The sequence below is a fragment of the Shewanella sp. 10N.286.52.B9 genome (genome assembly GCF_002873635.1).
Lineage (GTDB): Bacteria > Pseudomonadota > Gammaproteobacteria > Enterobacterales > Shewanellaceae > Shewanella.
In genome coordinates this window covers 61574-74526 of the sequence record NZ_MCTY01000215.1, presented here as the reverse complement: position 1 = coordinate 74526, position 12953 = coordinate 61574, and the positions used below count along the sequence as shown (strand labels likewise).

Annotated in this window: 13 protein-coding genes; 4 read left to right on the top strand and 9 right to left on the bottom strand. The window is 42.2% G+C overall.

The genetic code is table 11. The annotated features are described in order from the left end of the window. Positions 1–154: 154 nt before the first annotated feature. A complete protein-coding gene (locus BCU91_RS18120) occupies positions 155–1051 on the bottom strand; it encodes a LysR substrate-binding domain-containing protein (RefSeq protein WP_198589366.1) in 897 nt (298 codons plus the stop codon). Between the two features lie 263 nt (positions 1052–1314). Between BCU91_RS18120 and BCU91_RS18115 the strand changes: the two genes are divergently transcribed. Further along, on the top strand, positions 1315–2283 hold the full coding sequence (locus tag BCU91_RS18115; protein WP_102532070.1) for a TDT family transporter: 969 nt from the start codon (positions 1315–1317) through the stop codon (positions 2281–2283). On the opposite strand, the gene BCU91_RS18110 is transcribed toward BCU91_RS18115, so the two are convergent. The 4 genes from BCU91_RS18110 to BCU91_RS18095 all read right to left on the bottom strand — a co-directional run bounded on the left by BCU91_RS18110 (position 2280) and on the right by BCU91_RS18095 (position 6665). After that, positions 2280–4637, bottom strand: coding sequence for a penicillin acylase family protein (locus BCU91_RS18110; RefSeq protein WP_102532069.1), 2358 nt, complete (start codon positions 4635–4637; stop codon positions 2280–2282). The genes BCU91_RS18115 and BCU91_RS18110 overlap by 4 nt on opposite strands. 127 nt (positions 4638–4764) lie before the next feature. Further along, positions 4765–5505 carry a DUF2057 domain-containing protein gene (locus BCU91_RS18105; protein WP_157936299.1) on the bottom strand — a complete coding sequence of 247 codons (741 nt, stop codon included), beginning with the start codon at positions 5503–5505 and terminating at the stop codon, positions 4765–4767. Positions 5506–5649: 144 nt separating this feature from the next. Next, the gene (locus BCU91_RS18100; protein WP_102439029.1) at positions 5650–6291 is read right to left on the bottom strand and encodes a sulfotransferase family protein; all 642 of its coding nucleotides are present in this window, start codon (positions 6289–6291) and stop codon (positions 5650–5652) included. Between the two features lie 95 nt (positions 6292–6386). Then, positions 6387–6665 carry a peptidylprolyl isomerase gene (locus BCU91_RS18095; RefSeq protein ID WP_102439027.1) on the bottom strand — a complete coding sequence of 93 codons (279 nt, stop codon included), beginning with the start codon at positions 6663–6665 and terminating at the stop codon, positions 6387–6389. Positions 6666–6813: 148 nt separating this feature from the next. Between BCU91_RS18095 and BCU91_RS18090 the strand changes: the two genes are divergently transcribed. Continuing rightward, entirely contained in the window at positions 6814–7485 is a 672-nt protein-coding gene (locus BCU91_RS18090) for a DsbA family protein (protein WP_102532067.1), read from the top strand. Between the two features lie 146 nt (positions 7486–7631). Here BCU91_RS18090 and BCU91_RS18085 read toward each other — a convergent pair whose 3' ends face one another. Next, the gene (locus tag BCU91_RS18085) at positions 7632–7862 is read right to left on the bottom strand and encodes a cytochrome c3 family protein (RefSeq protein WP_102439023.1); all 231 of its coding nucleotides are present in this window, start codon (positions 7860–7862) and stop codon (positions 7632–7634) included. Positions 7863–8247: 385 nt separating this feature from the next. After that, complete coding sequence (locus tag BCU91_RS18080; RefSeq protein ID WP_102439021.1) at positions 8248–8895, bottom strand: SOS response-associated peptidase family protein; 648 nt, start codon at positions 8893–8895, stop codon at positions 8248–8250. A gap of 313 nt (positions 8896–9208) precedes the next feature. Here BCU91_RS18080 and BCU91_RS18075 point away from each other — a divergent pair, with 313 nt between their 5' ends. Both BCU91_RS18075 and BCU91_RS18070 read left to right on the top strand, forming a co-directional pair. Then, positions 9209–11446, top strand: coding sequence for an acyl-CoA dehydrogenase (locus tag BCU91_RS18075; protein ID WP_102532066.1), 2238 nt, complete (start codon positions 9209–9211; stop codon positions 11444–11446). A 245-nt stretch (positions 11447–11691) separates the two neighbouring features. Next, positions 11692–12270 carry a hypothetical protein gene (locus tag BCU91_RS18070; RefSeq protein WP_102477077.1) on the top strand — a complete coding sequence of 193 codons (579 nt, stop codon included), beginning with the start codon at positions 11692–11694 and terminating at the stop codon, positions 12268–12270. A gap of 95 nt (positions 12271–12365) precedes the next feature. On the opposite strand, the gene BCU91_RS18065 is transcribed toward BCU91_RS18070, so the two are convergent. Continuing rightward, entirely contained in the window at positions 12366–12611 is a 246-nt protein-coding gene (locus BCU91_RS18065; RefSeq protein WP_102477078.1) for a TM2 domain-containing protein, read from the bottom strand. A 15-nt stretch (positions 12612–12626) separates the two neighbouring features. Further along, positions 12627–12929 (bottom strand): NINE protein, encoded by a 303-nt coding sequence (locus BCU91_RS18060; protein ID WP_157936144.1) that lies wholly within the window; start codon positions 12927–12929, stop codon positions 12627–12629. Between the last annotated feature and the right edge of the window lie 24 nt (positions 12930–12953).

Sequence of the window (12953 nt, the reverse complement as noted above, 5' to 3'; positions counted from 1 at the left end):
CAATACCTTATTGATATCAAAGCTGAACACTTGATTGCCATTGCAAACAAAACCTCATAAAGCGTTTGAGTAGTGGGCTTTGGTATTTGTCTTTATGTACTAGCAATCAGAAACAAATGGGCGGCATTACTGCCGCTGCAATACCTTATTGATATCAAAGCTGAACACTTGATTGCCATTGCAAACAAAACGTCATAAATCTTTTGAGTAGTGGGCTTTGGTATTTGTCTTTATGTACCAGCAGCCAAAAGCTGCGCGGCATTTCAATTGGTTGTTTGAGTAAACTAACTCGACCACTTTCTATAGCATATTGCGCGGCTAAGGTGGATAAGCAACCTAAGCCCAGCCCTGCTGAGACACTGCTAATTAACGCCTCTGTGGTATTAAGCTCAAAGGCCAGTTGCCAGTGTTTAAGTTGTGGTGCCAGCGTATTGATAAAGCATTCTCGCGATCCGGAACCTGGCTCTCTTAACACCCAATCATGATTGTCTAAATCGTTAATAGTTACCTTTTCAAGCTTAGCTAGAGGGTGCTCAGAAGCACTAATAACACACATGTTATCGGCACTGAAGGGCACAGAGAGGAGATCAGGGTGGTAATTATCTCGTTCAATTAAGGCGACATCTAGTTCAAAATCAAGCAGTTTTTGGCAAATAGTAGCGGAGTTTGAAATGAATAAACTTTGGCTGAAGTGTTGCTGTTGCTGGCGAAACTGGCTCAGTAAATAAGGGCTAACATGGTTGCCTATGGTGTCACTACTACCAAGCCTGAGTTTACCGCTATTGGCGTGCTCATCATCAAAGAGGGTATTGATTTGCTGGGCGCGATCCAGTAATTCATCGGCCAAAGGCAGCAGTTTTTGACCTTCTTGATTAAGGATAAGTCGATTATTTACGCGATCAAATAGTGGCTGTCCTAAGTGTTTTTCAAGCTCTGCTAGCGCCATGCTTACCGCCGCTTTTGATAAGTATAGTTTTTCAGCTGCTGCAGTTAAGGTGTTGTGCTGAGTAATAGCGTTAAATACATTGAGCTGCCGCAAAGATATCAGTATCGCCATGGTGTTATCATCCCCGCTTTTCATGGTTATCATTAGCGCTGACTTAGGTTTAACGCCAGTTTGCTTTTATTGTCAGTTGTTTTGTTGATGGCCTAATTATACGTTCAATTAAACTTAACGCATGTTTTAAATAATTGGATATATCTGAACAATCAGCAAGAGTAATATCAACTCAAGCTAAAAAGTTGAAACTCTTTTATTGCAATCTCTTTGATTGCTAACAAAGGGGTTTATCCGAGAGTTAAGTTGAGGCCACCATGATAAACATCGCTAAAGCTAAATTAATGACCGCTCCAACCCCTATGGCAGGCTTAGCATTGGCGATTGCTAGCTTAGGTTGGTGCTGGGAGAATCTCGCCGATTTTCAGGGTTATGGTCAATGGGGCAGCGCTGCTATTGCGAGCCTATTATTACTGGTGTTAACGCTGAAGTTTTTATTGCTGTCTCATACCTTAAAGGCAGATTTAGCGCACCCTGTGGTTGGCAGTGTAGTACCGACCTTTGCCATGGCCACCATGGTAGTATCTAACTCAGTTGGGCATTTTTACCCTCAAGTCGGTGATGCTTTATGGTTATTTGCAGTAGGGCTTCATATCGTATTTTTGATTAGCTTTTTATATCACCGCGCTAAAGCATTTGAGCTACATCATATGGTGCCAAGTTGGTTTGTGCCGCCGGTGGGGATTATCGTGGCCGATGTGTCTTTTTCTGGTAACCCGCAATTGACATTAATCGCCCATATCGCCTTGGTATTTGGCATGCTTGCCTATGCCTTGATGCTGCCGGTGATGATTTATCGTTTGATATTTACCCATGAAGTGCCTGATGCGGCTAAACCGACCATGGCAATTTTAGCGGCGCCAGCAAGCTTATCACTAGCGGGTTATTTAACGGTAACGGCTACGCCATCACCCATTATCATTGCCTTACTATTTGGCATTGCAGTGCTGATGACCAGTATTATTTATTTAGCCTTCTTTAAGTTACTAACCCTCCCTTTTAGCCCTGGCTATGCCGCGTTTACTTTCCCTATGGTCATAGGCGCGACAGCATTATTTAAAATGATCAGCTGGATGCAAAGCATTAATATGGCTGAGCAATACATTCAGCAAGTGCGGTTACTGGCTATTATAGAATTATCGATAGCCACCGTGGTAGTGGTGTATGTGGCCGCGTGCTATTTACACTTTTACCAACCCCGAAGGGCAAAATCCGCGCAAGTTTAGCGCGGCTTAATGGTTAATGTGTGCTCAATAGTTTGTGGCAATAATGGCGTAGCTTGATTATTAACATATTGCTGATAGCCACTACGATAATAAGGCGATAACGGGTGGCCAGATTGCCCACCAGGAATGCTCATGATGGCATCTTGCTCATTGCCCGGTTGTACAATAAATCGCTGTGAGGCGCCAAATGAGGCACCTTGCACCGCTGGCATAAAGCTGTCGCCATAACCTTGTGCAGCAGGCATATCTAACCAATGGCTCAGTAAGGGCATCTGTTCTGAAAATGGGTGCTTAATGTCGAGCTTATTTACCTCACCCCAGCGTAAATCAGCTAGCTGATTATCTTGACTGTGCTGTTTAAGTAAGGCGGTTTTAGCCTGTTTGTAGGCGCTGATGGCAAATTCATCCCAACTTTGGAATTGCTTAGGTAGCCAGCTTTTAGGCTGCTGATTGATCAGTTGCCACATAGGCGTTTCTAAATAGCGCTTAATCACAGCTAAGCTGCTGCCTTGGCTTGTTAGATTAGTTTCAATCGGCGCAAAGCTTTGATCTATCATGGCGGCGCGAAAATGTTTTACTAAGCTATAGCCCACCGAGTCTGCACAGGCACAATCGCCCCATTGATTGATGAACTTAACATCTTCAGCGAACCGTTTGGGTTGTTGGCTTAGCAGATTAAGTAGGTATTGCTGCCAAGGCTGTAAAAATCGTGCTTGATTATCTAGCTGCAAATTAAAAAAATCAGTTTCAGTAAATTGCTCTTGCTCATGTAATCTGTCCCGAATTTGCGTAGCGCGGGCCCCAAGAGCATAGCCGCCATCACCGAATTGGGCTAAATCTTGGGTGGAGAGCACCCGTGAATTAGCGGTCCAAATACGATGGCTGAGTGGGTTAATGACACTTGGGACATTGGGTTGGGGTTGCTGCCAAGCTTGGGTTTGCACTTCAGTTGCTGTTTGAGCGACATTGGCAGGATTACTACGACTTGGTAGCGCGCCAGCTATCTTCCAGCCCGCGTTACCTTGGCTGTCTGCTAACAACATATTTTGTGCTGGAATACCGATACTGCTGGCTAATGCCATGGCTTGATCGACTGTGGTTGTTTGCTCTAGTTCAATTAAGCCCATATTAACCGCATAGTCTTGATGGGCGACCCATGATAGTGCGTAGTTTTTATCATTAACGGTTTTTACCGGGCCATATTCACTGACTTGTACTGTATGCATCACTTCTGAGCTGGGCAGTTTAATCGGCTCATATTCAAGCGCTATTTCAGTGTTGGCGTCAATTTCAACCCAGTCAGCGGTGTCCACATAACTGTTGGTAAATCCCCAAGCGAGCTTGCCATTAGAGCCCACAACAATGGCTGGCGCGCCGGGTAATGAGACGCCAGTTATTTGCGCCGATGGATTGGTATTATTTGGGACATTATTGGTTTTAGCATCGCTAATGCTGGGGTAATTTAATTGCGCTCGATACCAGATAATAGGTACGGCAAACGATAAGTGCATATCATCAGATAACATTGCCCGGCCAGACTTGGTAAGCTCTCCGGTCACTGCCCAGTTATTGCTGCCGACCTCTAATGGGGCGGTGATTGTGCTGCTGTTTGCTTGAGCCAAAAGCTGGGGCTCAAGTGTTGGGATATCGCCGTCAAAGTAGGGGATTTGGCTATCATCAAGAGCTGCCTGATGGTGGCTTGTTTGGGTTAAAAATGCCAGCATATCGGGGCCAAAGGTCTGTTTTATTTGGGTTAAGGCCATATCTCGCTTAATGGTATTGCCTTGTAAATCAAGATACATACTAAATATGACCAATAAGCTGTCGGTTTCATGCCATGGTTGAGGACTTGATTGGGTGAGTAGGTATTCAAATGAGGACAGAGTTTGCGCCTTCAGTGCGGCATTTACCCCTTTAGTGTAAACCCTAAGGGTTTGCTTTTCTTTTGTGGTTAAGCCATCAAATATCATTTGTGCCCGTTTGCGTAGCTGATGAAAGCGGCGGTTTTTATCGCGCTCAAGTGCCTTTTCACCAAATATTTCAGCTAGTTCACCTGCGGCATTGCGTCGTAATAAGTCCATTTGAAAAAAGCGGTCTTGGCTGTGGGCATAGCCAAGGGCATAAGAGGCATCAAGGCGGTTGCTGGCGCTGATAATCGCCGTGCCGAGTTCATCACGTTCAATGGTGACAGGCGCTGTTATATCTTGGCTATTAAAGCTTGTATTTAAGCTGGGCATACTTAGGCGCAATACACTATAAATGGCTAATAACACCAGCATGATCAGTACGACTAGGCTGGTGAGCGTGTATTTGGTGACGTTAGATTGCAACACCTTGGTAAAGCTAATAGACATGGTTATGACCCTAAAGAATATTCGAGTCTATGATAACCAAGGTTACTAGTTTGTTAACAGCATTTTGTTGCTTATAGCAAAATAACTTAACGTTATAAAATAGCGTTTATAAATTAGGGTTAGTTAATCATTGCTGATTAATTTTGGCTTTAAATTTAGCGCGAGTTTCTTGATTGGCTTTACTGTACCAATAATCGAGCATTTCAGTGATTTCTGCCTGATCTTGAGCAATTGTCTTAGGTGTAATCGCTGTCGGAGTTAATGCTGGCGCAGCCGCGACAGTGGCAGGTGCTGCTGTGGTCGTTGACGCAGGAGTTATCGTTGCTGTCGAGGTTATTGTTGGTGCAGCAGTTAACGCTGGCTTAGTCGCGAGATTGGCGTTATCGACACTTAGCGGCGTAAAGCTCATGGCGGCAGGTTTATTGCTAAGGTTGTACTGGCTGAGCTCAAGCTCAAAATCGCGGCCTAATTGCAGCCCATCTTTTAGGAGTAAATCTTGTATAAACTCCACAGGTAGACCTTGGCTATTGGTAAGGGTTAATTGGGGCGATTTATTAAAGCTATTGGCGGCATTTCGATTGCGTATGCTTGGCAGTTTAAGGCGATAGGTATCATTACTGGCGCTAAACTTTACGATCACCGCTTCAGATTTAAATTGCGTTTGCATGCCGCTATCACGGTAATTAACCTGATAGCGAAATAGCAGCTGATTGTCACCTTCAACCAAAGTCACTTCATCAGTATCCAATTGTTGGCCATTCAATAGCAATACATCAACACTACTAGGAATATCTAATACGCTAGCGGCAAAGCTTGCAGGGCTGGTGATGACGACGAGGAGTCCGATGATAAGTGGATGTAATTTCATGGTGTTCTCATTATGGCTAGAAGTGGGTATGGTCACTATTGGCATTGAATGATGCTGAGCGAGCAGTGACTATTTGTTCAAAACAATGCTTAATCGTTCCATTAAGTTATAGCAAAGCTCGCCTGAGTTACAACTTAGGCATAACTAACTTTTAGGAATTTGATAATCAAAAAACTTGCGATGTTCAGGGCCTGCTAAGTTGGTGTTCACTTTATTAGGGTGCTTATATTCGCCCCAGCTTGCCACATGGGTGCCAACATTAAGCTGTGGAAACTCAGCAGTGGGGCTGTCATGTATACCAATGAAGTTGAGTAAAGTTTGCAGGCTATTGTTATCGCTAAGTTTTATCGATAGAAAGTCATCTCGATGCTTAAAGTAATGGTAAACAGCTTGTTGATGCGCAAGGTAGCAAGCTTTTAAACGCGCTTCATCTAGCAGATTATCAGCGTCTAACGGGCCAAAAGTTTGTTTGAAACAGCGCTTAAGGATCGGATGGAAGGTGCCGGTTTTATCGGCAAGGTTTGGCCTCATTTTTGTGAGCAGCATTTGTATTGACGCAACCCAAGTGTCGATAGGTCGGTCGATGTAGACAAATTTGGCATCGGGAAATAACTGATCTAACTGTGGGTAATCACAAAAACAGGGCACATCTGAAACCACATCGGCCACTTCAAAAGCGCGTTTGGTTAAACCGATATGGGCGACTTTTAATCCCTGTTCAAGTAAGGCAGCACTCACGCTGGTGGTGCCAGTTCTGGGCAAACCAATGATAAACACTTTGGACATGATTGCTCTCGATTAATACTCAAGAAACAATGATGTTAGGCTTGGGTATGGTGAGTTAAATGTGCGCCGAAAACGCAATAAACTAAGGTGACTCCTTAGGTGCGGTACAAAATTTTTATCACATGCCAACCGAACTTGGTTTTAACTAAATGGGGGGTAATAAGCTCACCAGTAAAACAGACTCTATCGAATTGTGGCACCATTTGACCTTTTTTAAATTCACCTAAGTTACCGCCACTTTTTCCTGAAGGGCACGATGAGTGTTTTCTTGCTAGCACATCAAATTTAGCGCCATTATCAAGTTGCTTGATTAAGTCTTCTGCTTGGGTTTTGTGTTTAACTAATATGTGCAGTGCTGCAGCGGTTCTGGCCATGGGGACTCTCCAATCAATAATGGCCAGATTATACCTTGTTTAATGGCAAAATTTGAATCGAATTTAATCGCCCGAGTTTGACTCTGATTTTTAGTTGAATTGATGGTATAACAGCTAGCTTAGTCCCTTTAAAACAGATGAGTGATACATGTCTCAACGACTCAGCAGCCCGTTAGTGGATCAGCCATTAGCCCGTAAGCAAGTGCAATTGTTTTACGTTTACGACCCTATGTGCAGCTGGTGCTGGGGATATCGCCCCACTTGGCTGGCATTAGCTGAGCAAATCAAGCTGCAGTTGCCTCAGGTGCAACTGACATACCTGTTAGGCGGCTTAGCCCCAGACTCCGATGTGCCAATGCCACTAGAAATGCAGCAATTTTTAGCTAACACCTGGCAAAAAATAGCGACGCAGCTAGGAACCCAATTTAATTTTGATTTTTGGCGTCAATGCAAGCCAAGGCGTTCGACTTATCCCGCCTGTCGGGCTTGCCTTGTGGCAAGGCACTATGGTTTAGAGCAGCAAATGCTGTTTGCCATTCAACAAGGCTATTATTTGCAGGCGCAAAACCCCTCAGATGACAGCACACTCATTGCATTCGCAAGCCAACTGGGTATTGATGAAGCAGACTTTAGGGCGAAATTAACCTCCAGTGCCACGCAGCAGCAATTACTGTCAGAGCTTAATGTTGCTCAGTCTTTACCTATTGAGGGTTTTCCGTCACTGGTATTGGCGATTGATCAGCAAAGCTATTGTGTTCCATTGGATTATAAAGATGTTAATGTCAGTCTAAAAGCGATTAACAAGCTGTTAGCTGAGTAACTATCAGTTATTTTTGGTTAATGACAGGCACAAAAAAACCAGTTGCAAGGCAACTGGTTTTTATTGCTCTTTATAGAGCGCTTACACTTGATTAACTAGTTTGGCCAAATCTGGATTATGGTCAAGCTACATCAAGGTTAAGGAGCTTATTTTACTGTGTGGCAATCAGCACATTCAGTAATAGTAAGATCTGGTGTATGTAGATCAGTATCTAACTCGTGAGCGTCAGTTAGGCTGTGACAATCATTACAAGTTTCGATGTTTGCTTCCATTTCAGCATGCTCTTCAACATTGATAGCATTGTGACAATCAACACAATCAACAGCAAAAGCAGAACCTGCAAACATAAGTGCAGCAATCATAGATAAATATTTCATAGTAACTCCATCATCAGTTAAGGGGCTTAATCGCCCATGCTAAGAACCTAAGTTGGCCTTAACAAACTGCGCATACTCAATGAACCAATATCTTAATGAAAATAAATCCGTTACTTTAAAACTAAGAACACTGAAAATTGGATAGCACATTTTTTAAATTAGTCTTTGTAATACAGCCTAAACTGCCTTACTCGAAGACTATCTTATCGATTTATGTTAATTGAAACTTAAAATTGCCCTTAAAGGTACAGTTTTGCATTTTCTAGCTTAGTTAATTCTCAAGGTTGTGATCTGCTTAATAAAATTCTAGAAAATTAAAATGTGTTAACCCTATCCGAGTTCAGAATTAACAGGGGGAAATTTTTGGAGAAAGCGGCTTAATCATTTAGGCGCGACAGATCTTAATCCATTTATCTGGTAGTGGATTAAGTAATGGCTGGAGCTGCGAAACATCATGATAAAGCCAGTTGTTAATCTCGGTAGACGGAATAAACAATGGCATGCGGTGGTGATACTGAGCGCATTTATCATTAGGGTTAATGGTAAGTGTAACCAGTTGATTTTCTTCAGGGTACAGTATGCCAGCCATAAACAATGGCTTATTAGCTGCGTGACTGAAGCGATACTTTTGTTTTTTAGTCTGGCGTTCATCGCGCCACTCAAACCAAGCACTACAAGGGATGATACAGCGCTGCTGTTTAAAGGCATTGGCAAAGGTTGCTTTGTCGGCCGCGGTTTCTCCTTGGGCATTAATAATGATTTTTTTAGACCAATTAGGTTTTATCCCCCAAAGGCTATTTATGACAGTTAAAGGCGGAATATTTGCCGAGTGACTTATTGTTGCAATTGCAGTGCTACTAGGGTCTGCGGCATTTATTGATGGGGTTGTTTCAGGGCAAGTACGAGTGATGCAGGTAACAGTATCTGTTGGGCGTAAATCAAGGTTTGTTTGTATCGACAGTGGCATATCAAACAAGTCATCAAGTGTTTGCTTCATGCCATCAAATAGCATTTCAATTCTGCCACACATCATTTCGGCCCCTTTTTAATTCCATTCACTTAAAGTAGCATTTTTTCCCATGAGTTTGACTAATGATTTGTGTCGAGTAGCTTTGAAAATTTGCTTAAATAGCATTCTCGACTTTAAAAATTCAAACGAGCGTATAAATTTTTTAAAAATTTTTTGCTTCAGCGCACACGTGTAAGTTTATGAAATGCTGGTATTATTTTTTAAATGTTACTTTGTTGTTGTAATTATTGGGTTTATTTTTAATTAGAATGTTTGATCTAATTTAATTTTTGTGACGTAATGCACACTATTAGTCTGGTCTGATGAGTGTAAAACTATGAGCTTAAGAACAACATTTAAAAAAGTATTGCCAAGTATTTCGACGACAGAACAAGAAGCGTTAGATGCCGGAGATGTTTGGTTAGAAGGGTCTATTTATCAGGGCATTCCTGATTTTGCCGCCTTACGTGACATTCCTGGGGCAACGCTGTCAGCTGATGAGCAAGCTTTCCTCGATGGCCCGGTGCAAACATTAATCGAAATGGTTGATGATTTTGAGATTCAAAATGGTAAACACTTACCAGACAATATTCTTACTTACTTAAAAGAGAACAAATTCTTCTCTTTAATTATTCCTAAGTCTTACGGTGGACTTGAGTTTAGCCCTTATGCTAACTCAACTATCGTAGCGACCATTGCTGCTAAAAGTTCTGCGGTTGCTGTTACGGTCATGGTGCCTAACTCTTTAGGTCCTGGCGAGTTATTAATGCACTACGGTTTAGATAGCCAACGTGACTTTTGGTTGCCTCGTTTAGCTAACGGCCAAGAAATTCCATGTTTTGCGTTAACAAGCCCTGAAGCGGGTTCTGATGCTGGTGGTATTCCTGATATTGGTACCGTCACCATGGGTGAGTATCAAGGCGAGCAAGTACTGGGTTTATCAGTAACTTGGGATAAGCGTTATATCACCTTAGCGCCAATCGCTACGGTACTCGGTTTAGCGTTTAAAGTTGAAGATCCACAAGGTTTATTAGGCGGCAAAGAGCAGCTTGGTATTACTTGTGCGCTTATTCCTAAGGCGCACCCTGGTGTGCAATTAGGTAACCGTCATGATCCTATGGGCTGTCGTTTTTATAACGGTACTACCCGTGGTGAGAATGTGTTTATTCCAATGGACTTTATTATTGGTGGTCAAAGCAACATAGGTCGCGGCTGGCAAATGCTGGTTAGCTGTTTAGGTGCTGGCCGTGGTATTTCGCTGCCGGCTTTAGGTGTTTCAGTTAGCCAATGTTCATTTAAGTCTTCTGCTGAATATGCCGCTGTGCGTGAACAGTTTGGTTTATCAATTGGTAAGTTTGAAGGTATTCAAGAAAAGCTTGCAGATATTGCCGGTAAAACTTACTTGCAAGAGGCGATGCGAGTGCTAACCACTGAAGGATTAGGTTTAGGCTTAAAACCTTCTGTAGTAACAGCTATTGCAAAGTATCACATGACAGAGCTTGGACGTGATGTTCTTGATTCTGCTATGGATATTCAAGCTGGTAAAGCGATTCAACGTGGACCACAAAATACCTTAGCATCAGGTTATGTGGCGCAACCTATTGCAATTACCGTTGAAGGTGCCAACATTCTAACCCGTAACTTGATGATTTTTGGTCAAGGGGTGATGCGTTGTCATCCTCACTTACAAAGTATGGTTGAATCAATTCATAGTGATGCAAGTGATGCTGATAAAACCTTTAACCGTTTTTTCAGACAAACCGTAGGTTACAGTGTTGGTAATAGTTTACGCGCATTCAAATTAGGCGTATTGCCATTTACTGCTCCTGCTTCATCTGCATTGCCTGAAGTTATTGGTTACGAAAAATCAGTACACAAGCTTGCATCTAAACTGGCTGTTTATGCTGACTTCTCGTTGCTTGTATTAGGCGGCAAGCTTAAACAGGCTGAAATGATCTCAGCACGTCTAGGTGATGTAATGAGTTACCTTTATGCGGCGATGGCATCGATTCGTTTTTACGAGCAAAAAGTGTCAGCAGATGAGCGCACGCAAGCTAAGCCATACTTTGATTACGCGACTCGTTGGGCGCTATGTAAAGCTGAAGAAGCACTACTAGGCTTCCTAGAGAACTTCCCATCTAAGCCGACTCGCCAGTTCATGCGTTTAATCACCATGACTTACTCAGCTAAAATGCCAAAAGTGAATGATGATTTGGTCAGAGAGCTTGCCCATCAAGCCCAGCTTGATACTGAGTTTAAAAAGCAGTTAACTCATTTAATTAAGCCTGTTGCTGGTGATGGTAACTACATTAATGAGCAAGCTTACTTAGCTAAAATGGCATGTTTACCTATGCTAGCTAAAGTGAAAAAGGCCCTTAAACAGCGTGTATTTAAAGCTGGGGTTCGTTTCTCGTTAACACTGGATGCCGCGCTTGAAGCTAAGGTTATTACAGCCGATGAGCATAAGCAGCTGCAAGATTACAACTTAAAGCGTGAACGTGCGATCCGAGTTGATGAGTTTGATTTTGATATGAACATAATTACCGATAAAGCGGATTTAAAAATCGCTAACTAATATCGCTAAAATCAGCCTTGTTTAGGATGTTAAAAGCCGCCTTTAAGCGGCTTTTTTGCGTTTAGGGCTTATGTTGGCAAGATTAATGTTTGATTAATTGTCGATTAAATTGTAACCGGCTCACAATTTTGTATTAAAGCTGTATTTTAAGCGCGTTTTAATCATCAAAGTTTGATCTTAGTTCGTTTTTTGCTCAGCGCTAGGGCGTATAAATTAATGATGGTCACTAACTTTGTGGAGGAATAATGACTCGTGCTTATAACAGCAAATTGGCGTTAATACTCAAGGTGACTTTTATTTGCTTGCTGCCCAGTGTTGGTCATGGTGCTGAGGCCATTGTGGGCGGCGTTGTGGGTTATGCCGATTATAGCGCTTCTTCTGTGGGGCTTTCTGATACTCAAGAAAGTGGCATTAATTATCAATATAGAACAGCGATAACGTTAAACCCAAGTAACCGTTTATACGGTGCTTATTCCTATAATTCTGATGATATGACTCAGCATGAAGGACTATTAGTCTCCTATGACCGACTGTTTTCGGTTGATGATGTACATGATATAAAATGGTTTATTGGTGCTTCTGCAGGGTTTAGCGGTAATGAAATTCAATTAACCGATTTAGATCGAAGTTATCAAGACTCTGGCAGCAGCTATGTTTATGGCGGACAAGTGGGTTTTCTATTTGATTTGGGACATGATTTTACATCTGAGATAGGTTTTCGTTATTTAAGGCATAATGTCACTTCTTCGATGGAATATAACAGTGCTGCGTTATCAGTTAATGATGCTGAGCAAATTTACTTCGGCATTGATTTTACCTTTTAATCGCTTGTAATAAAAAAGCCATATCAAAATGAATTGATACGGCTTTAAAACTAAGCGGGTTAACTTTTTTAGCCCACTATTAATTTAGTCATCAATTAACTTGCTTTGATAAACTTGCCTTCAGAATCTTTAAAACTACCAACGGCTATGATAATAAAGTCGATTAGTGTCCAAATACCAAAACCACCTAAAGTTAATAGCATTAGGATACCAGTACCAATTTTACCTGCATAAAAACGGTGCGCACCGAACATACCTAGGAAAAAACATAATAGTAGCGTTGGTACGAATCCTTTGTCGCTTACTTGGACATCTGCAGTTGCTGTTTGTACTTCTGACATAAATAAATCCCTTAATTATAATTTTTGTCCTGGATAGGTAATCAACTTACCTTTCCCGTCCCTATAGCTTCCAACTAGAAGCATAAAAGTGACCACTATAGTGTGAATAACATCGATAACGATGAGACCTAAACCAAGTAGCGCGAGGGTGACGTCTTCAAACTGCATGAGTGTTAGCCCTACAATGGCTAAAGATAAATCAAATACACCATGGCTAATACGGCCGCAGTAAAAATGATGAATTCCTAGCACTCCGAAAATACCGGAGAGGATAACTGCTACAGCGTAGTTTTTTTCTGATTTGACAGAATCAGTCACTTTCAACCTCCTTGATTAAAATCT